Annotated in this window: 18 protein-coding genes; 1 reads left to right on the top strand and 17 read right to left on the bottom strand. The window is 36.4% G+C overall.

Annotated features, from left to right (window positions below; genetic code table 11):
• Positions 1–6 precede the first annotated feature (6 nt).
• Positions 7–969, top strand: coding sequence for an AAA family ATPase (locus ACXAH9_RS00960; protein WP_474893017.1), 963 nt, complete (start codon positions 7–9; stop codon positions 967–969).
• Here the strand turns inward: ACXAH9_RS00960 and pheS are convergent.
• From pheS to cysQ, 17 genes are all read right to left on the bottom strand, one after another.
• Positions 966–1973, bottom strand: coding sequence for a phenylalanine--tRNA ligase subunit alpha (gene pheS / locus ACXAH9_RS00955; protein WP_474893016.1), 1008 nt, complete (start codon positions 1971–1973; stop codon positions 966–968). The genes ACXAH9_RS00960 and pheS overlap by 4 nt on opposite strands.
• A gap of 40 nt (positions 1974–2013) precedes the next feature.
• A complete protein-coding gene (locus ACXAH9_RS00950; RefSeq protein ID WP_474893015.1) occupies positions 2014–3102 on the bottom strand; it encodes an MraY family glycosyltransferase in 1089 nt (362 codons plus the stop codon).
• Between the two features lie 129 nt (positions 3103–3231).
• A complete protein-coding gene (gene galE / locus ACXAH9_RS00945; protein ID WP_474893014.1) occupies positions 3232–4236 on the bottom strand; it encodes a UDP-glucose 4-epimerase GalE in 1005 nt (334 codons plus the stop codon).
• A gap of 195 nt (positions 4237–4431) precedes the next feature.
• A complete protein-coding gene (locus ACXAH9_RS00940) occupies positions 4432–5799 on the bottom strand; it encodes an undecaprenyl-phosphate glucose phosphotransferase (protein WP_474893013.1) in 1368 nt (455 codons plus the stop codon).
• 53 nt (positions 5800–5852) lie between these two features.
• Positions 5853–6746: an NAD-dependent epimerase/dehydratase family protein gene (locus ACXAH9_RS00935; protein WP_474893012.1), complete on the bottom strand. Its 894-nt coding sequence runs from the start codon at positions 6744–6746 to the stop codon at positions 5853–5855.
• Positions 6730–7764 carry a GDP-mannose 4,6-dehydratase gene (gene gmd / locus ACXAH9_RS00930; protein ID WP_474893011.1) on the bottom strand — a complete coding sequence of 345 codons (1035 nt, stop codon included), beginning with the start codon at positions 7762–7764 and terminating at the stop codon, positions 6730–6732. Before gmd ends, ACXAH9_RS00935 begins: the two co-directional genes overlap by 17 nt.
• Positions 7761–8870: a glycosyltransferase gene (locus ACXAH9_RS00925; protein ID WP_474893010.1), complete on the bottom strand. Its 1110-nt coding sequence runs from the start codon at positions 8868–8870 to the stop codon at positions 7761–7763. Before ACXAH9_RS00925 ends, gmd begins: the two co-directional genes overlap by 4 nt.
• Positions 8867–9967, bottom strand: a complete 1101-nt coding sequence (locus ACXAH9_RS00920) for a glycosyltransferase family 4 protein (RefSeq protein ID WP_474893009.1) — start codon at positions 9965–9967, stop codon at positions 8867–8869. The genes ACXAH9_RS00925 and ACXAH9_RS00920 overlap by 4 nt, the downstream gene beginning before the upstream one ends.
• Positions 9964–11145, bottom strand: coding sequence for a glycosyltransferase family 4 protein (locus ACXAH9_RS00915; protein ID WP_474893008.1), 1182 nt, complete (start codon positions 11143–11145; stop codon positions 9964–9966). The genes ACXAH9_RS00920 and ACXAH9_RS00915 overlap by 4 nt, the downstream gene beginning before the upstream one ends.
• Entirely contained in the window at positions 11142–12455 is a 1314-nt protein-coding gene (locus tag ACXAH9_RS00910; RefSeq protein WP_474893007.1) for a hypothetical protein, read from the bottom strand. Before ACXAH9_RS00910 ends, ACXAH9_RS00915 begins: the two co-directional genes overlap by 4 nt.
• A 156-nt stretch (positions 12456–12611) precedes the next feature.
• Positions 12612–13772, bottom strand: a complete 1161-nt coding sequence (locus tag ACXAH9_RS00905; protein ID WP_474893006.1) for a glycosyltransferase — start codon at positions 13770–13772, stop codon at positions 12612–12614.
• 7 nt (positions 13773–13779) lie between these two features.
• Positions 13780–14739, bottom strand: coding sequence for a polysaccharide pyruvyl transferase family protein (locus tag ACXAH9_RS00900; protein ID WP_474893005.1), 960 nt, complete (start codon positions 14737–14739; stop codon positions 13780–13782).
• A gap of 13 nt (positions 14740–14752) precedes the next feature.
• On the bottom strand, positions 14753–16177 hold the full coding sequence (locus ACXAH9_RS00895; protein ID WP_474893004.1) for a lipopolysaccharide biosynthesis protein: 1425 nt from the start codon (positions 16175–16177) through the stop codon (positions 14753–14755).
• A 1-nt stretch (position 16178) separates the two neighbouring features.
• Entirely contained in the window at positions 16179–16886 is a 708-nt protein-coding gene (locus tag ACXAH9_RS00890) for a class I SAM-dependent methyltransferase (protein ID WP_474893003.1), read from the bottom strand.
• A gap of 3 nt (positions 16887–16889) precedes the next feature.
• On the bottom strand, positions 16890–17966 hold the full coding sequence (locus tag ACXAH9_RS00885; protein ID WP_474893002.1) for a Wzz/FepE/Etk N-terminal domain-containing protein: 1077 nt from the start codon (positions 17964–17966) through the stop codon (positions 16890–16892).
• The gene (locus ACXAH9_RS00880; protein WP_474893001.1) at positions 17963–20590 is read right to left on the bottom strand and encodes an SLBB domain-containing protein; all 2628 of its coding nucleotides are present in this window, start codon (positions 20588–20590) and stop codon (positions 17963–17965) included. Before ACXAH9_RS00880 ends, ACXAH9_RS00885 begins: the two co-directional genes overlap by 4 nt.
• A gap of 18 nt (positions 20591–20608) precedes the next feature.
• Complete coding sequence (cysQ, locus tag ACXAH9_RS00875) at positions 20609–21877, bottom strand: 3'(2'),5'-bisphosphate nucleotidase CysQ (RefSeq protein ID WP_474893000.1); 1269 nt, start codon at positions 21875–21877, stop codon at positions 20609–20611.
• Positions 21878–22296 lie beyond the last annotated feature (419 nt).

The raw sequence follows: 22296 nt of genomic DNA, 5'->3' as shown, positions 1-22296 counted from the left end.
AATTACATGGCAGGAAATACAGATGTGAAACTTGCAGATGAGTTAGCCAAAGATTTTCAAAGTCTGGAGGCAGAAATTTCTAAAAAAATCATAGGACAGGCTGATGTCGTTCGATTACTCATCACCTCCCTTTTTTGTAATGGACACTCACTCTTAGTAGGTGTACCGGGCCTGGCCAAAACCCTCTTGGTTCAAACTGTATCCAAATGTCTTGGGTTGGATTTCAACCGAATTCAATTTACTCCTGATTTGATGCCCTCTGATATATTGGGCGCTGAAACGTTGGATAAAGAACGAAATCTACGATTCATCAAAGGCCCTATTTTTTCCAATGTGATCCTTGCGGATGAGATCAACCGAACCCCTCCAAAAACACAATCTGCATTGTTGGAAGCCATGCAGGAAGGAGCTGTGACAGTGGCAGGACATAACTACGATTTAGATAAGCCATTCTTTGTTTTGGCAACTCAGAATCCAATCGAACAAGAGGGTACATATCCTCTACCTGAAGCTCAGCTTGATCGATTTATGTTTATGATCAAATTGGATTATCCTAAATATGAAGATGAAGTTGAGGTAATTAAAAGTACCACTTCACAGCAATTAGAAGAAGTAAGTGAAGTCATTTCGAAAGAGAAGATATTGGATTATCAAGAGCTGGTGAGAAAGGTGCCTGTAGCTGATAATGTATTTGAATATGCTGTTAATTTGGTTTCCAAAACACGACCCAATGGAGAGAAAGCAGACAAATTATCACAGGAATACCTGGAATGGGGAGCTGGTCCACGGGCAGGGCAGTTTTTAATTCTTGCAGCTAAATGCAATTCGTTAATAAATGGAAAATATTCGCCTGATATCGAAGACGTGAAGCTGGTGGCGGCACCTGTTCTTCGTCATCGCATTGTACGAAATTTTAAAGCGGAAGCAGAAGGCATTTCAGAGGAAAAAATTATCTCTGACTTACTTTAAAACTGCTTCAGGAATCTTACGTCATTTTCTGAAAATAAACGCAGATCATCAATCTGGTACTTGAGCATAGTGATGCGCTCAATACCCATTCCAAATGCAAACCCACTGTACTTTGTAGAATCGATACCACAATTCTCTAGTACGTAAGGATCTACCATGCCTGATCCGGCAATTTCTACCCATCCTGTTTGTTTACAGATTTTGCACCCATCACCACCGCAGATAAAGCAGCTAATGTCAATTTCGGCACTAGGCTCAGTGAATGGGAAATAAGATGGGCGCAACCTTATTTTGGTGTCCTTACCGAACATTTCTTTTGAGAAATGATACAGCGTATTTTTCAAATCTCTGAAGCTGATATTTTCTCCCACAACCAATCCCTCTACCTGGTGGAAAAAGCAATGTGCTCGCGCTGATATGGCCTCATTCCGGTATACCCTTCCAGGCATGATGGATCGGATTGGTGGCTTTTTCTTATTCATCAGTCTTATCTGAACGTTGGACGTGTGTGTTCTCAATAATACATCCGGATTCTTCTCAATGAAATAGGTGTCCTGCATCTCTCTGGCAGGATGATTTTCAGGGAAGTTTAAAGCTGTGAAATTATTCCAGTCATTATCTATTTCCGGACCATCTTCCACATTAAAACCCTGACGCTCAAAAATCTCAATGATACGACTTTTAGTTTGAGAAATAGGGTGAATGGATCCTTCTGTACCATACGCTCCAGGAAGTGTGACATCCACATCACTGGATGAAGCGTTTCCAGTACTTACTGCGTTTGATAACTCTTTTAATCTCGATTGTGCAAGATTCTTAAGGCTATTTAAGGCTGGTCCCAGCTCTCGCTTCTGTTCAGCAGGCACCTGCTTAAACTCTTCAAAAAGGTCATTGATCACATTGTTTCTCCCAACAAACTTCAAACGAAAGTTTTCTACTTCCTCCTCCGTTTTAGCAGTGGCATTCTCAACTTCAGAAATAAACGATTTTACCTTTTCGAGCATATTTTTTTTTGCAGTTCAAGATCAACCGCAAAAATAGCAATTATACTGAGGTATGCGATTTACTCATCTTGATTTCCGGTGGAATCAGCTGAGCTAATCGAGCAGCTTCCCTTCTCATTAGTTTGCGATCGAGGAGCGCTCCTAAGGAAACAGTTGTGACGGTCATGATTAGCATGATCCATAGTTCACCAATGTGTTGGAATCCTACTGCAAAAGCAATCATTAGAATACTGTAGGCAACAAGACTCAAGGTGGATTGACTATGGTTCAAGCCAAGCTTTAAAAGCACGTGATGGATGTGATTCCTATCCGGTGAAAGTGGGGGCTTGCCAATAAACAACCTGATAAGAATTACTCTAAGGGTATCGTAAACCGGTAATGAAAACAATGCCAAGCTAGTTGCAACCGGTGATAATATAGTAGAAGGTGGTATCGGCGTGGTTAAAAACTTCACCATTAAAACAGTAAGAATAAACCCAAATACCATTGATCCGGTATCCCCCATGAATACTTTCGATGGGTACCAGTTATAAAGTAAAAATCCTAAGGTTGAACCGGATACTGCTAATGCAAGAGTTGCATTGACGTACAATCCACTCTGAAATGCAGCCCAACCCAAAAATGTTGCTATTACTAATGCAATACTCCCTGCTAATCCGTCGATACCATCAATCAGGTTAAATGCATTTGTCATCACAACGATTACAAAAATTGTAAAGATTTCATCAAAGAGCCATGGAAAATTATCAACGCCAAATAAGCCATTGAAGCCTTCTATTTTGACATCCCCCAAAAAAACGACAAGGAATGCAGCAAAAATTTGCACAATGAGCTTGTGCTGAGCCAGTAGGCTTGATAAGTCATCTCTCACACCTAGCAAGAAGATAAGTGAGGTAGCACCCAACAAGTATTTTTCGTTCGCTAACTCTGCAATTGGTAGTGCAAGTAATAATGCCATCACCAAGCCAATGAATATAGCTATGCCACCAAGCGATGGCGTGCTTACGCTATGTATCTTTCGCTTATCCGGCCGATCCAGTAGGTCTATGGATCTGAAGATCCTAATTACTACGGGCATCAGGGTAAGTGTTACTGAGAACGATGTTGCTATGGCGAGCGGCAGTCCCATGATTTAAATTTTGATCAGACTTACGGAAATACTCCAAAAGCCTGATTCAAAAATGTTGATTTTTTAAGGGATATTTTAACTATTTCGGCAAAAGGATCGATTTTGTAGTTGAAACGTAGCTTATTAACATTATAAGGTTTTTTGCCACTTCCAGGCCGAACGAGTCATCTCATCCAACCCCAATTCGGCTTTCCAGCCTAGTTTTTGATTCACTTTGGTTGTGTCCGCATATATTTTCTCAATGTCTCCAGGCCTTCGATCTACTATCTCATAATTGAGCTTTACTCCTGAAACCTTTTCAAAAGACTTGATAACCTCCAATACAGAGTATCCGTTTCCGGTACCAACATTGAAGAAATCGTAATTTTCTCCCATTCTGTCAGCATACTCCAGTGCAGAAATATGTGCCAATGCTAAATCCACGACATGGATATAATCTCTGATGCAGGTTCCATCCGGGGTATCATAATCGCCCCCAAAAACATTGAGTTTTTCTCTTATTCCAGCGGCTGTCTGAGTGATGAATGGAACCAGGTTGTTAGGTACACCTAATGGAAGTTCACCGATTAATGCGGTTTCATGAGCTCCTATAGGATTAAAATACCGCAGTGAAATCGCATTAAACGACGGATTTACCCTACAAAAATCTTCGATGATCTCCTCACAAATCTGTTTCGTGTTACCATATGGCGATTCTGCTGGTTGTTTAGGAGTATCTTCTGTAACAGGAAGTTTATCTGGCTGGCCATATACAGTACATGAAGATGAAAATACAAACTCATTGACATTATATTCAATGCAAATCTCCAATAAATTCATAAGAGAGATCAGGTTATTTTGGTAGTAATGAAGCGGCTTTTCGACCGACTCTCCTACCGCTTTTGATGCAGCAAAGTGAATGATTGCGTCAATCTTATGACTCTCAAAAAGGGATCTTACTTTACTTTTATCAGTTAAATCAAACTCCTTGAAAAGGATATCTCTACCGGTGATTTTAGCTATTCTATCTTTAACTTGAATTTCTGAGTTGGACAAGTTATCAACAGCGATAACCTTATATCCCCTTTGTAAAAGTTCTACACACGTATGAGAACCGATAAAACCAAGCCCCCCGGTTACAAGTACATTCTTCATTTATTCAAAGTTTTGGCAAAAGTAGTAAATGGATATTGGTAGTTTATTGAACATTTTAGAGGTTGCTAACTGCTAAAGCTAATGGCCAAAAACACACCCCTCGATCCCCTAAAGGGGAAGGGCAAAACCTCCAACTAAAGGCCAGTTACCAACAGCTAGAAGCTAATAGCCAAGAGCTAATCGCCAACAGCCAACCTAATATGCTTTTTGATCTCCCCGGATAATTGAAATTGCCGTCAACAGAATGATCTTGAAATCAAGTGTCAGGGACCAGTTCTTCACATAAAAGCGATCCAGTTTTACTCTTCCACTCATGTCACTTAGTTCTGCCGTTTCCCCTCTAAATCCTCTTGCCTGTGCTAACCCTGTAATACCTGGCTTTACAGCATGTCTTTGCCAGAATCGATCAATTTGTGGTTGAAACTCTTCATTTAACGCGATTGGGTGTGGTCTTGGACCTACCACAGACATATCACCTAAGAAGACATTGATAAATTGAGGCAACTCGTCGATCGATGTTTTTCTCAGTATAGCGCCAATTTTAGTGATGCGATTATCGTTCTTTTTGGCTTGCTTAAATGCTGCATTTTTTTGGTACGTCATGGTTCTAAACTTCCAGCACAAAAAATTCTCATTATCCTTTCCATGTCTCTTCTGCTTAAAAAAGATGGGGCCCTTTGATTCCATCTTTATCAACAAGCCGATGATTGGTACAAGCCAGGAAAGTATGCCCATAAGTACCAACGAAGAGAATAAAATATCAAAGGATCGCTTCACGATACGATTCAATTCATGATCCAGCGGTATGGTATTAACATTAATGATTGGAATATTGCCGTACTGCTCAATGGTCAGATTATGTGTCATCAACCTACTGAACTGAGATATTAGGTTAACCTTAATAAGGTTATTTTCTGCAAAATCAATAATTTCTTTCACCTCCTCCTCGCTGAGGTTTGGAAGGTGGCAAAATATAATATCGGTGTTTTTTTCTAAAGCCATCTTTTCGAGCTCCTGAAGAGAGGAGCCATCTTTACTGATATCATGTATACCTACCAGATTATATCCCAATTCCGGATTCTCCTCAAAGTGCTCAATCAAGGTGTCAGTAAGATCACCGGCTCCAATTACAAATACATTTCTAAGGTTGAAACCTTTAGTTCTGGAATACCTTATGAAATAGTGCCAGACAGATCTCCAAATAATAATTGCAATCGTAAATACCAGATACGTTACAAAAAGATATTTTCTTGAGTAATCAACCGGTTGCAGCGCAAACCAGAGTGCAAATACGATAGAAAGATTAATCACCAATGCCGATAAAACTCGATTAAGATGATCCAGTAACTGAGACTGACGGTTAATATCCTGGAGGCGGCTGCTAAAGAAAATGAGTACCCATAGTATATTTAAGAACATATGAAGTGTGGCATATCTCTCAGGATAGTCAATCGAATTAAATTGATAGTATGTGGCGGCAAAAACACCCAGGTTAAGTGATACCAAGTCTCCAACCAGGAAGATTATGAGGAAATATTTGGATAAACGATGGTGAGAAGGCATAGCCTTTTGAAATTAAATCAAATATAGTACGAGATAACTACTTACCTGCGAACTTAGCTATCTAACATTTCACGCAAGACAACTTCCAATGGTAAGGGTTCAGGAACTTCAATAAGCTTTGATAACTTTTCTATCGAACCTTTTAACTCATATATTTCATTTTTCCTTATAAAATCAGGATTGACCTCTACGGCTATTGAGTGATTAGTTAACCATTCAAGTTCCTTCAGTATGTTATTTATTGAGTATGATACTGATGAACAAGCATTAACGATTGTAGAATGCGCACTACTTAATAAAAGCCGTTTATAGATTTCTGAGATGTAGCCTATATTATTGAATTCTCTTTTGACATTAATATTTCCCAGGAAAATTTTACTTCTCTTTTGCTTGAAATGGTCAACAAGTTTTGGAATTAGAAAATTAGAACTTTGATTTGGACCGGTATAATTAAATGGTCTTACAATAATGACAGGTATCTTGTCATAGTAGTTAGCAATTATTTTCTCCATCGCTAATTTTGAGCATCCATAATGATTTGATGGTATTGGGGTCATTCCCTCATGAAGAATTGATGATTCTTGGTTGCCATAAACAGTAGCACTACTAGGAATCAGAATCTTCTTTGGAATATGCTCAATACTCACTAATGCCTTTAAGATATTTTCTGTTCCAATTGTATTAACCCTATAAAAATCTAAAATTTCAGGATGACCAACGTACGATATAGCTGCTAAATGAACAATATAGTCTGGTTTAAGGTCATTTAGAACTCTCTTAACATCCTCTAATTGGTTAATATCCAGAGTTGATGTTTCAGCATCTTTTGGATTGAGTGCAGTTCCAAGTACTTCGAAACCATTGTTTTTTAGATATGACCTGAGATGAGTACCTGTAAAGCCTTCAATTCCCGTAATAAGAACTTTATTTTTAGAATGAAGCTCCATCCTGATTTCTCTGAATATCTGATTTTACCATTATTCTGGCTAACTCTTTAAGATCTGTTTTTGGTGACCACCCTAATACTTTATTTGCCTTCGAAGCATCTCCAATCAATAAATCAACCTCGGCCGGGCGGTAGTATTTCTTATTTACAGAAACTATTGTCTTTCCTGTTTGGGAATCAATACCAACCTCATTTTCTTCCTTGCCTGACCACTCAATTTCTTTACCTATCTCTTTGAAAGCCATGGTAACAAAATCACGGACTGTACTAGTGACCCCAGTTGCTAAAACATAATCGTCTGGTTTTGACTGCTGAAGCATTTTATACATTCCTTCAACATATTCCTTTGCAAAACCCCAATCACGTTTTGCATCTAAGTTTCCTAACTGTAGACTGTCCTGGATACCGAGGTGAATTTTAGCCACAGAATCAGTGATTTTTCTGGTGACAAATTCTTTCCCCCGTAAGGGGGATTCATGATTGAATAAAATTCCACTACAGGCATAAATATCATATGACTCCCGATAATTAACCATTATCCAATGTCCGTAGAGTTTTGCAACACCATAGGGACTTCTGGGATAAAATGGGGTAGTCTCTTTTTGCGGTATTTCTTGTACTTTCCCAAACATTTCAGAAGTAGAAGCTTGGTAAAAACGAATCTTTGGGTTGATGATTCGAATTGCTTCAAGTAAATGGGTTACGCCAAGACCTGTAATTAAACCTGTCATTATTGGTTTTTCAAATGAAACACCGACAAAGCTTTGAGCAGCTAAATTATAAACTTCATCAACTTCGTATTTTGTAAGAATCCGGATGATGTTCGCCTGATCTGTGAGATCAAGCTCAACCAAATGAAAGTTTTCGTGATTTCGAATACCCAGATCCTCAATTCTCCAAAAATTTTCACTGCTTGTTCGCCGAAAAGCACCGTAAACCTCATAACCCTTATCGAGTAATAGTTCGGATAGATAAGCTCCATCCTGTCCGGTAATTCCAGTAATTAATGCTTTTTTCATTTTACAATTGTGTCTATAAAAGAAGTTATTTCTTGTTTGAATCTTTTCTTGGAAAATCTTTCGGCATTCTTTCGTGCTGCTTCCGGCGCAAAAGTAAAGCTTTCAAAATTTTCAATCGCCTCATTTAAAGCTTTGGCTGATTGTTCATAAAAAAAGACTGCAGTTGCATTTTTTTTATCTAGATGGTAAGGTATCATGGTATCGAGAATACCTCCTTTCCCATAAGCGATTACAGGCCTTCCTGCAGCATTAGCTTCGATTGGAGTCAATCCATAATCTTCATGTTGCGGAAAAATAAATCCTTTACATTTCATATATAATTCAGCCAACTCTGAAGCAGAAAGCATTTCTTGGAATTCAACGTTATCTCTCGCTATACTTTTCAAGTACCGCTTCATGCTGCCGTTACCAACTACTACAAGTTTTCGTTTGGAAATATTAAACGCCTCAATTGCCAAATCAACCTTTTTATACGGTTCCAACCGGGAAACAATTAAATAATAGTCGCCAGTTTTCTCTGATTGCTTATAATCATCGAGTTCAACTGAGGGATTAATAATGGGAATTTCATTTTTAGGTTTATAACATTCTATCAGTCTCTGCTTGGTTTCTTTAGTCATTGCAATAAAGTAATCTATCTTTTTCGATTCTTTAAAGTCAATTTTTATGAGGCAATTGATGACACGGTTGAAAATATATCTCACTATTCCTTTTGAATTCGAATAGGCTGAATAAGAATTAGGATTCCATGCTAACCTAAATGGTGTATAACAGTAAGCAACTACAGTACTTTTTGGATCGATTTTTACATATTTACCGCAATAAGTGGTCGATATTATTACTAAATCAAACCCTTTAATTGTTAAAGATTTCATTGCTATTAAACCCAAAGGGAAAAACAACCACTTCATTAATAACTCATTTTTAGCGAAGTATTGAAACCATGATGTATAAATCTTTTTTGTTTTAAACTCAGGATAAGTTAGATCTGGACGATAGGCTAAAGTGAAAATAGGTGCGTCAGGATACATTTCACTAATTGTAAGGGCCACTTTTTCAGCTCCACCTCGCCGCATTAAATCATCATGGACTATTGCTACTTTCATCTACTTAATAAACTTTTTACTTTATTTAAAACTTTAGTATTAAAGTCTTCCCAAGAATAATTATCAATCTTTTTGTATCCGTTATCAATTAATTTTGCTCTTAACTCAGAATTACTAAAAATTTCAACCAGTTTCTCAGACATATCCTTTACATCGTTAGGATCACAATAGATTGCAGCTTCTCCACAAATCTCAGGAATTGAAGATGAATTGGAACCAAGAACTGGACACCCCATACTCATAGCCTCAAGAGGTGGTAAACCAAAACCTTCATACAATGATGGAAAAAAAAGCGCTTTTGCATTTTTATAAAAAAATGCTAATTCTTTGTCATTTATATATCCAGTGAAAATGACATTTTCTCTAAGCTTCTCGCTACTATTGATTAAATAAGAAATACTATTATCTCCGGTTAGAAACCCATCTCTTCTTCCAACAATACAGAATTTAATCTTATCAATTCTATCCAGAATTATCTCAAAAGCCAATAATGCATTATATAAATTTTTGTGGGGCTTTACATTACCAACGAATAGAAAATAGGGTTTATCTAATTGTATATTTATTGAATCATCTAGCTTCAAACGATCAACACCACATTTAGCTACCAATATTTCTTTAGGTTGTATTATCAAATACTTACTAATCTCATTTTTTGAAAAATCTGATATTGTTATAATGGAGTGTGCTCTTAAACTTGCCAAGTTGAACATGATTTTAGCATACAATCTTTTTGAAAAGGAAAGAGATTGTCCCATTGCTAAGTGATTAACATCGGGGAAAAACACGACACTAATTCTCTGTCTAAAAGAAAAAATCGGGAAATTATAATGTGGTGAAATAAACACATCACAATCTGGCATTTTAAAAGCAATCTCAAATTGCTCCTTCAATGAATAGATAGGTGCAGTAATATTAACTATCTTAATGCTCGGGTGATACCAATGACACCTCACAACTTCCTCCTTTCGACCCAAAAAAATTGTATTTTCATTGCCAAAATGATCTAATAAAGCAGGTATTAATGAATTAATATATCTTCCTATACCTGATATATTAACCATTCTTATGTCTACAGCTATGGTTTCTTTGCTCATTTTCCCTCCATTAAGGTCTTGAAGTGATTGCTGTATTGAGAAATTATTTCATTTCGTGAATAGTTTTGGGACATTTCCAAACACTTCGAACTCATCTTCAAGTATGATTTATTTTTAAGCAAATTATTAATACACCTTGTCAAATCCCCTGGGACTTTGGGATCAAATATTAACCCTGTAACATTGGGTATTATAAGCTCAGGAATGCCCCCTCTATTTGAACCAATAACCGGAATCCCGTTAGAATAAGCCTCAACAATAATTCTTCCGAATGGCTCATGCCATAAAGACGGCACAATCAAAATATCTAATGATTGATAAATCTCATTTAGTGATTTAAATCCATGAAAACTGATTCTTGGATCAAGATATTTTTCCTTCAAATATGAACAGTAATCATCATCTATGCATTTACCATAAATAGAGAGACGTAGTTTAGTGTTCGTTATTTTTATAAACTCTTCGAGTAAAATTTCAATACCCTTCTTTTCTTGAATGGAACCTACAAATCCAAGTTCTACTTTCTCTTTTTTTTCTTTTTTTATTGTCGATTTTGAAAGCCCAAGTGGATTGCCAATAACTACTTTTTCAGCGCTTTTAAAATATCCTAACTGGATATGCATGTTCAAAATAAACTCACTAATTCCAACAACTAAATCAACATAATTATTGGAATGAACTTTCTTAATTCCAGTCAATAATTTGCATTCGATACACTGATTTTTACAAGAACTGTTGTTCTTGAAGAACCCCGATCTTGGACAGAATAAAGAGTAGCTTCTTAAAATATGAACTACTTTTAATCCTCTTTGAGAGGCTTCCTTCCACACTATACCAGAAAATCCATCTATCGTACTTGTAACAAGTAAATCATAGCTATTTCTATTTAACTCATACCTAAGTATCTTTCTTGCCTTTAAATTGTATTCATTTAATAGATGCCAAAAAAGCTTAATTAAGCCGGGCTTTTCATCTTTTTCATAGCTCCAGTATATATTATTAGGTTTTCTGGACACAATTATCCCGTCAACATTATCTTCAGAGGAATTTTTACCTGAGGTCAAAACCTTTACAGTATGTCCTGCCTCAACTAGTCCTTCGCAAAGGATTTTAGTTGATATTTCACCCCCTCCAATAATATAAGGATGATACAAGTTGGCTATCACTAAAATTCTCATGGGTATTTTTGATTAAGTGTTTCCGAAAAAACACAACAGTAAGCGATAGCAAACCCACATGAAATCTGAAAAAGATAGCTTGATATTTGACTCATGCTTGTTAGTAATAATACTAACATTACTAAGCCAACTCTTAACACATTATACTCCCTTACAGACAAGCCTCTAAGGAGAGCGCCTAAATAAAACAGACAATATAATGAAAGTCCTATATAACCATAAGCCCTTAAAACAAAACCAAACTGGTTTTCTATAATACTAGCAAGTGCAGTTCCTTTCCCAAAAGTCATTTCGATTGGAGAATCAAAATATTTTATGGTAGAGTTTATTTCCTCTTGTCTCACATGGTAAGTCGCTGTAACGAAGTGATCGCTTGTTTCAGAATCAATTCCAAAAAGCTTAAGTTTTATGTAATAAATAATAAACTCACTTTTAGCCGATAATAAGGAGACAAAGGAATCTACCACTTCTTTATCAACAATAGTGAAGATATAAACAATGCCAACCGCAACAATTGCCACCAAGGCTATAAGTGCCTTTATAAATTGTTTGTAAGACTGGCTACTTCCGATTCGTCTGCCAAGAAAAAAAAATGAAAAATACACTAAACCTAAAGTCGCTACTCCAGTCGTTGTAGCTTGCATAATAATCGCCAGTGTCAACAAAATAAACTTTGCTGTAAAAAACCTAACATGTTTAGCACCAACAAAATATAACGCTAATAATGTAAAAGAAAGGGATTGACTATCTGCTGTTGGATATCCGCTACTAATTCTCCCAACATATGGCCGAAACTCTGTTATAAATGGTAAAGAAACGAAATAAGATATTACGCTAAATATCAGATATGCAATCGAAAGGTTGACACTAAAGTTGACTAAGCTTACAAGGCTTTTTCTTGTCAGTTTTGAGTAGTTTGAAAATAAATAAATTAACAAAAAAAAGTTAATCGTTTTAATATGTAGAGCTATAGGGTTGATTGGAGGATCACGTTGCACCACCTTTTGGAGTAGGTCCAAGTTGCCTAATGTTATGAAAGACCCAAATACAATCAAGTATCCTACAAATAGTATTATATCAAGATGCTTTAGTGGGTTTCTGACTTTAAAATTTAGGTCAAGTAATAAGAAAAAAAGTAAACTATAGGTGAATAATTCTTTAAGCGGAGAAAATGGGTAAAAAATAGAGTTATGCCTAACCCCATCAAAGATGGCCAGAAAAACCAGTACTTTGAATCCGAAATCATACAAGCTAAATTTTTGAATTGTAAAATAGCTCTGGAATGAATGTAGTTTGGCCGCCTCTTTCAATAGTGTGATTTAAAAAGCACAAATATCTACAAATGTTAAACAATCAAGAAATTGGTAGACTCATTAAAACTGTTTAACACATTGGGTATCTTTTTGAAAAGAGACTTGAATAATAATATAGAAAGCTAAATTACAAGCCTTATAAATACCAAATATTTAACGCAAAAATGATTGGTATATATTAACTAGTTTTTTATTTTGTTTTTTAACATTGAATATGCTGTTTACTTTTTTATGAGCTTGCATAGGCAGTTCAGAATAGTCTTTTTTTAATAAGGAAGTAAGTTTTGAAAGATATGCTTTCTGATCTTTCTCGTGCACAAGGAAACCATCAAGTTGATCTTCAATTAATTCAGGAATACCAGAGTGATATGTGGACACCACTGGCATGCCTGTTGCCATAGCCTCCGCAATAACTGTGGGCAGCCCTTCTTTATCTCCATTTCGAGATGTAATACTATGATGTAAAAAGACATCAGATTTAGAAAAAAGATTAAAAACTTCAGTAGAGTTTACACTCCCAATAAATTGAACTTTATTCTGTAGTCCAAGTTTTCCGGATAAAGAAATCAATTGTTTTTTCAGTGGTCCATCTCCCGCAATTAATAAAGAGCTATTGTCATGTTTTTGTATGAATTTAGCAAATACGTTTAAAGTTACTTCAATTCCTTTCTTCTCACTTAGCCGTGATACCTGTAAGAAAGTAATTCGTTCCCCTTTACTAGCTTTTTTCTTAATAGACTCTCTATGTACAAATGGAAATTTATCAAGTGGAATCCCTATATAATGAACAATTAAGTTATGGGGTGAAATTCCTAATGAAATGGCATGAGTCCTTATTCCCTCTGAAACACAAATTACTTTAGAATAATTAGTGAGTTCTTGAAGTTTTTTTAAGTACCTTCTGTTCCGAGCATATTCCGTAATGTCAATCCCATGCAGAGTTGTAATCATTGGCACATTCATTTCTTTGGCAATTTCGAACAGCTTAACAGCATTGACGCCAAAATGAGCATGTATTAAATCTATTTCGTGCGATGAAATCAATTCTCTAATTACTTTTATTTCCTTTTTGGAGATAAATGTAAGATTGAATCCAGTTCTGAATAATATACTATTTAAAGCTTTTTCAAAGAAAGATCTTTTCCATATAAATAAGTTTCTTATTCCAAACCTATCCTGATTTTCTGGAATAGCACATATTGAATAGGGTACAAATTGTTGTGATATGCCTTGTAATTGACGATATATGAAGGTACAAGACAATGGCAAAAACCTGACACCATTATAAATTAAAACATTTCTTTTTTTTGTCAAACCAAAATTAATTTTTCAGATTCAATAACTGATTCTTCCATATTTTAATATCTTCCGAGGGAAGTCTGATGTTTGTCTCAAATTTACTTTGAATTAGCTGTGTGAGATTGAATGGAATCAACTCACGATCCAAAGTTGGAAGGTTGGTGTCGTTATTTATTTCTTTAGCTCTATTATCTATTGCAATAATTATAGATCTGTTACATCTCTGAATGGCCCGAATTCCACCGTGAAGCCTTGTACCAATAAAGTCTATTTCATTTTCATCTAATAAATTGTCAAATGCTATCAAAGAGGGAGGCACTTTTACAATTTGATTTAATTTTTGGCCATCTAAAATTGAGCTTAGATATACCCCGTCTTCAATTTGTTGAGGCCAAAAAAAGACTTTTTCATAGTTATTAAGCAGGATATCAATCATAATCACATCATTAGAATGAGGTTTATGACGTGTTAGCGTAAATACAACCTGCTTAGATTTCGATTTTGGAATCTTATTAGTGTGTTCAGAATCTATATCCCAAAGTGTTGGACATGAAGTATTAATTACATTTCTGATACCTAATTCTCGAAGTTTGTCAGCAGTATATGCATCTCTTACAGAATGAATTAACTCCTTATTGAGAATGAGCTTATATACTTGTTTTTGAAGTAGCGAATTGTTTTTTGAATAATTCCTCCATCCAACTCCACATAATAGTATTTTGTTTTTCAGAGAGTATAAGTCTGTAATACTCAATGGCCATATATCTTTCCTGTTAAGACTAAAGTGTCCTGTTAAAGCATTCGTCCCCATGAAAATAGAAACATCAGATTTTTTTATCAAAGATTTACCAGTATTACCCAAGCTATCGTGCGTTGCAACGGTTGTAATATACGCTTGCTCTAGAATCCCCGTCAAAGTTTGTCTTATTGAATTACAAATGATTTCATCTCCTACATTATCAGAAGAGACAGACGTATCCATTAAATTTATATGTTTATGCATTAGATATTAGCTTTTTCATTTTCTTTGGTAAGAAGAAATATGAGAGTCCATATGAAAAAATTGTTACAAAGGCAACTTCCAGAATTAAGCTATCAAAATGGAATAGTTTGATTAAAAAAATGATCAAACTGGTTGGAATCAAAATTATCAACCCAGTGTTTACAACACTCCCAAAGTCACGTATCCTAATCGGCCCAGTAGCAGTCAAAATGTAAATTAAAAATGGAGATCGAATAAAAATACCAGTCAATGTGTAAGCCCATATCAATCCTTCAACTCCCCAATTAATCCCAATTAAAAATGATGTCACAGAAACAAAGCTTCCAAAAATGGTGATTTTTAATATATCGTTGCTTCGTCCTTGGGAAATTAACAGCCAGCTTGAAGTATTCGTCACAATTTGAGTAAATGCACCTAATATCAATATTTTAAAATATTGAGCTGATAATGACCATTTATCTCCAAATATATAATCAAACAATTCACTAGAATAAAAAAAACCTATTGTTAAAGCTGGGTAAATCATTAATATTAGAGCCTTAACAGTTGAGAGGTAGATTATTTTATACTTTTGTTTTTCATCTTGAAGAATGCTCAGTGTAGGTATAAGAGCGCTCCCGATTGGATTATTTAATTGGTTAAGCGGTAATAATAATAGACCGTATGCTCTATTATATTGACCAAGTAAATTTGATCCAAAAAATTTACCTATTAGCAAGTTGTCAACATTCCTTGATCCGAAATTTAAAATATTACCAATCAGAAGTTTGAATCCAAATCCATATAATGGTTTAATTAGTTTGATATTAAAACGTATCCCAGGAGCCCATGAATAATTATAGATAGTAAGAGATAAATTGACAATCGAGAAAACAAATTGTTGGATTATAATTACTCGGTAATCTTTGATAAACAAAAGCATTACAATTGCAATTAAATAGCTAATTACTATCGAAAATCCTTGAATCTTTGATGTCAAATTCACCTTAAGATATCTATTTAGAAAAGCCTCATGAACGCTTCCCGAACTATTGAGAATAAAAGGAACAATCATCAGCTTAATAATCAAACTAAGATTATCAAATTCAAAATATTTCTCTATTAAGTTTGAAGACACAAACAATATGGAGGATAAAGAGATTGTCAAAAAGAGATTAAGCCAAAAAATCGTGTCTTTCTGGGTTTTACTAATTCTTTTTGATTGAATTATTGGCTGTGAAAAACCCATATCTTTAAAAATCAACAACAACCCAATAACGGTTTGGGCTATTGCAATATATCCAAAGTCTTGAGGCTTAAGGTAAAGTGTAAATAGCAGGTTACCAGTAACTAAGGTTATTAACCTGACCCCTTGAACATAAATAGAGGATTTAACATTAGTTACAGTTTTATTTTTAAGTTTTGTAGAATAGTCCAAGTTACTTGGCTTTCTTAGCCTTTATTGTGTAATTTTTACAATAGCCACTTTTTGTATACTTGTGATTTATATCTAATTGAGAAAAGTAAAAATTAAGTAGCATCATAAAAGGTTTTAAAAGCAACACGATTTTAGAATTAAGCCATCCAAATACTCCACCACCATAGGAACTACTATTAGTTGGCAAGTACCGATACATGGATTGAAATTGATAAGCTACAGTACCATAAAAACCCTCCAACCAAGAGATATCCTCAATTTCAAAACCTGAATTTTTTAGTAAATGATTTAAGCCAAACTGGGTATATCTAAAATAATCATATGGCTGTTCATGTTCCTCATAATAAAGTGGGACTGAAAGCCACAATTTACCATTTGGTTTTAAAACTCTATTTAATTCTTCTAGAACAACCTCTGGGTTGGGTATATGTTCAAGTACCTGAGACAAGAAAATTAAATCATACCTGCAATCCTCAACAGGTATTTCATCTAAACTACATACGTATGTTACTTTAGCATAAGGTTTATCTACTTGGCAAAAGTCAGCGGATTCATAAGTAGCATCCATGAAGTATTTTTTATATCTGCAATCCCCTGCACCAGCATCTAAAACCAATCCGTCTTTCCCAATTGCATCCCCTGCCTCTTTTGCAAAAGATTCAAGATAAAACCTACTTGAATTCTTATTTAATTTTTTAATTGCTCCCATTATCTATTTGATATGAATTTGATAAATCACGATTAAATTAGATACAACTAGACCAACTAAAAAAGCAAGTATGATTATAAGCACTCTATTTGGTTTACTTCTGGATTCCGGTATTCTTACAGGCTCCAATAATGTAAAAACCGGGGTTTCGTTGTTAATCTGAATTTTAGCCTGCTCCAACTGATTCGCGAGCCCCTTATAAACTTCAAAAGCAATATCCACCTCGTTTTGCAATCTGCTATACTCCATTTGAATTACTGAGGATGTCATATTCCTGTTTGCGTCTGTAAAAAGAGCTATTTGGTTTTGCTTCTTCTCATACTCATCCTTAGCAATTAAGAATTGTTCTTTGACAAAATTTAGGTTCCGTAAAGACTTGTCGGTCTTGTATTGGGTAATTTCTTCAGTTAAGTTTTCTATGAGCAATTTTGCTACACTAGCCGCAGCGACTGGATCTGGCAATTCAACTGTCACGCTTACTATTCCTGTTTTTCGATCAACTGAAACAATTAATCTATCTGAGTATTTCTTTATTATCTTCCATTCTTCCTTAGTAAGTCTAACAGCATTCAAATCTGCCTTAGTGGTAGATTCGTCATTAGAAAACATTTTTTTTATTTTACCTGGAAGACCTATAGTATAACCTAAGGCATACTCAATGAGAGACGGTTTATCAAAGTTTACGAAATAATTATAACTTGATATAGTGGTGTCTAAGTGTTCAAAAAAAACAGGCTTTTTGATTAGGTTAATAATAAAAGGTGTACTTCCTACAATCTCAGGAAAAAGTTCGGGACTTAAAACCTGCCCCTCTCCACCAAAAGATGATATATCAAAACCTGCTAATCCTGCAAGTCCTCCCAATCCTCCAAGATTGGGCATACTACCTTCTTGACTTTCAGGAAGCAACTTTGCACTCGCTTCATACTCTACCTTAGAGGTAAAGGCAATGATAAGGCCCAGCAATATGAATACACCTGTCACCTTGATGATAAACAAACGCTTGGACCAAATGACCTTAGCCAGTTCGATCAGGTCGATCTCATCCTCCTGGACAATATTTTTTTGCTGATCACTCATCGGTTTACCAGTCTGTCAATGATTAATGCCATGGTTGCCAGGGATGAGCTAATTCCTAAAACTTCCTGAGCGGAAAGTTTTCTTCTTGGCTCTCTTTGAGGTACAATGATGTCTGCGCCTGGCTTTACCTTCGGAAATTTCTTTATAAAGAGAAAGTTTTTTGTGCGCTTGGCCGAGCCATTCGCATATACTATATAAGACTTGCTTTCCTTGGCTTTTGAGGAAAATCCACCTGAGGCAGAAACATAAGTTTTGAAAGACGTGCCTTCCTGATACCTCACCGTATTGGGATACAAGACCTCTCCCTGCACTCTAACGGTCTGCAATTGTTTAGGTACACTGATTAAATCACCGTCTTTCAAAATCAAATCGTATTTTGATTTAGGTTGGTTCAGGATCTTATCAAGTTCAATCCCTATGGCCTGCCGCTCAATCAATTCCTCTGAGCCGCTGACAGAATCTCTGACTAACAATTTTCTAAGCTCTTGTGCACGAAATATTCTCGCTTCCAACTCATCGGTTGATTCTTCAATCTTAAAGGCCTCCGTTAATTGCTTTTCGTATTCTATTAGCTGCTCCTCAATCAGATCATAGTTCTCAAGTCCTTGTGGATTATCTGTTAAAAACTTTTCTTCCAGTTCATTCCTCTTGGCTTCAATGAGGGCCTCTAATTCTTCTTTTTCAAACTCCGTTCGAAAATATTCGGTTCTTCGTATCAAAGAGGCACCCTCTGGATAACCATATTTAGTTAAGCCACCAGCTCTTTTAATCAAATCAGAAATTTTATCTTCGTTCGTTTCCAATGCATAGAATCCAGGAAAATTAACTTCACCTTCAATTCTAACTACCTTATGTTCTCTAATGAAAGGAGTAGATTTAATAAGTACCAAATCAAACGGCTGAAGTAGAAAGTCTGATGCCTCTTCATTTATCGACAGATCACCATTGATTTTGAACGTAAAAATTTGTGACGACTTTGACAAATCCTCGTCTGTACTCAATCTCCTGGCAACTTCGATCGTTGTTGTACTTGCATCTTCCTTCAACCCACCCGAAATGGCTATCAGGTCTTCAACCGTCATTGAGTCAATATACGGGAATTCACCAGGATTTCTGACCTGCCCCTCAATGCTGATCAGTCGCTGCTCCGTTAAGTCAAAAATGGATGAAATGCGTATCACATCGTCTGGACTTAAAACCACATCTTGATTTCCATCCAAAACTTCCCTTACATCAAATGATATGTTTTTTAAAGAAAGGGTTTGTGATAAACGAATCACATTGCCTCTTTGAAGGTAAGCATCCTCCCTGAGACCATTTGCTTTTTTAAGCAAAGAGGACAGGGTCATATTTGGCATTAATTCGTAATATCCGGGACGATTTACCGCACCTTCTATTTTCACTCGATTGGCATAGGTATCCAACACTTTGGTCACATAGATGGAATCCCCATCCATTACTTGTTCCGAGGCAAATGCCGATTGCTCGATGGTGGCTACCTCCCGTTCAGTCTCACCCACACGATCTATTGTGATGAACTCTTTAAACGCTGAACTATTAAAACCACCTGAAAAATTGAGTAAATACTCTACCGACTCTCCTTCTTTCAATTCATATATGGCTGGTTGTTTTACATTTCCAGCAAGTTTTACCCGGTTTTGGTAGGGTTTTACGATTAATACATCCTGATCTAATAATTGCGGATTCTGTGTATCATCCCCCTCAAATAAATACTTATACACATCCAGAACAGCAATCTTTTTCCCCTTTCTGAATACTTCTATTTGACGCAAAGACCCGGTTTCTGTTGGCCCTCCGGCAAAATAAAGCGCGTTGAACGCGGTTGAAAAAGATGAAAGCTCATAGGTGCCCGGCTGCACCACATTGCCTACCACATTCACCTTGATCGACCGTACCTGACCTAAAGAAACCTGAATGAAGGTATTCGGATTCCTCCCTTTCAGACCTGAATAAATGGACGAAAGACGGTTAAAAATACGATTCCTGGCTTCCTTTACACTTAATCCACCCAGACTGATAGGACCCACACCGCTAATCAGAATGGCACCATCCGGGCTGATGACTTCCTGATAGGTGATTTCAGAGGCACCATACACATCGATAATCATTTCATCGCCAGCTCCCAGTATGTAGCTTTCGGGTGTGGCCACATTCAAGGATGGCTCAAAAGTCATGTCTGCCGTTTTGAAGATATCCATTCCGAAGATCTTCAGGGCTTTAGATTTTGTGGAATCGCTTGTGTTTAAAAAGCTAAAAAACGAATATTCGTCACTTTCTTCATTTACGGATTCTCTTAACCTATCTGATGGTGTTGTTATCTGTGATTCTTCGGTAGCTCCCAATTGTAATTGCCTTATGCGATTTCTAAGCTTGGCAATCTGAGAGCTGGACATCCCCCTCTGCTTGGCTACCAACTCAAGCTGCTCTAGTGTAAGTCCACTTTCTTTCGCTCGATCCAGAAACCGCTGCACCTGCTCATCGGTCAGCTCATCTATATTAACTGAATTCAAATCACTGGGGGAGAAATCATTAGGGTCTTGTGCCCACACATGTGTGACAAACACCAGCGAAATCAAGATCAGGCAATACTTTAAAAATCTCATTTGTTTGATTGATTCCAATTAAAGTGGCAAAACTATAAAGTATGGATTTAACAAGTTCGGTTTATTATAAGATAATGGTGTAATCCGATCTTCCAGCGTGACACGACCACCTGCCTCTGTGACTATTGCGTGCGCTGCGGCAGTATCCCACTCCATGGTTGGGCCAAAGCGAGGGTACATATCTGCTTCTCCTGAAGCAATTAACAAAAATTTTAAAGAGCTTCCTTTTGAGACCACTTCTGGTTTATCCAGTTTTGAAACAAACTGTTCTGTTTCAGGACTCATATGGGATCGTGATGCTACCACCTTTAACCCTGACTCACTTATTAACTTTTTGGTTGTATGAATCTTTTCTATTTCACCATTCTTTTCTTTAAATGACCCTGTGCCCCTCACTCCCCAGTACATTTCACCTAATACCGGAGGATAAACGACTCCAAGGATTGGCTCACCATTATGAATTAGCGCAATGTTAACGGTGAATTCACCATTTTTTTTAATGAACTCTTTAGTACCATCTAAAGGATCCACCAACCAGAAATATTCCCAGTTTTTTCTTTCTTCGTAGGGAATATCTCTTCCCTCCTCGCTCAAAATAGGTAGTTTGGTTTCTTCTAAATAGGAAACAATTTTGTTGTGAGCAGCTTTATCAGCAAGCGTTAAAGGAGAGTCGTCTGATTTAGCTTCAATTGAAAAATTGCCCGACTCATAGATTTTAAGAATTTCTGCCCCAGCTGAGTAGGCTGCTTTCTTGGCTACCTCTAACAATGATGCTAAAGAACCCACCCCTACCCCTCCCGGGAGGGGACTTGATTCTACAGCAAAGGATGAATCTTCATTTGATACAATACTTGACTTTTCTAACGACGTTCTACTCCCCTCCTCGGAGGGGTTAGGGGTGGGTTTCTTCATATCTTCTTCTTTCTCTTGAATCCAGTACTCAATGGTACGTATGACATTGTTTATATTTTTTTTAATTTCCTGGTCATCAAATCTCAAAAAGCTCACTCCCAAATCCTCCAGCTTCTTTTGTCGCTTCTTATCTGCTATATATGCTTCTTCACGATCATGGCTGTCACCATCAACCTCTATGGCTAGTTTCAAGTCTTTACAATAGAAATCGACTATGAATTCGTTTAATGGCTTCTGTCGATCAAAATCATATCCCTTGATCTTTTTTTGCTTTAGCTCGTCCCATAAAAGAATTTCTGAAAGCGTCATGTTTTTGCGAAGTTTTTTAGCGAGCTCTTTTAACCTTGGGTTATATGGGATTATTTCTCTGCGCATAATTTATATGATTTAAACCCACCCCCAACCCCTCCGAGGAGGGGAGTAGTTCCTTACGGGATAAGCTAAGTTCTGGCTATATGAAATTATTTTACTTTCGCATTATTTACTTCCTATCTAAACGGAACTCAAAAATATTATTCTGATTGCCTGTCGTTGCGCCTCCGAGGAGGGATTTTATGATGATTTTTCAATTCCACTTCATATACTTCTCTGCGCATAATCTATTTTATTTTAACCCACCCCTAACCCCGATACGTCGGACCGCTCCGAGGAGGGGACTTGATTTTGTTTAGAAATTGAAACGTTTGAACTGTTATTTATTCTTCAGAAAACATTTTTTAACTCATATCCTACTCCTAATTTAATCTCCTTGTAAAATAAAAGTAGAAACAATTGAATGCTATGGATCAAAACAT

Source organism: Ekhidna sp. ABH4_415, assembly GCF_056161305.1.
The sequence above is the reverse complement of the archived record's forward strand: the minus strand, read 5'-3'. Positions and strand labels throughout refer to the sequence as shown.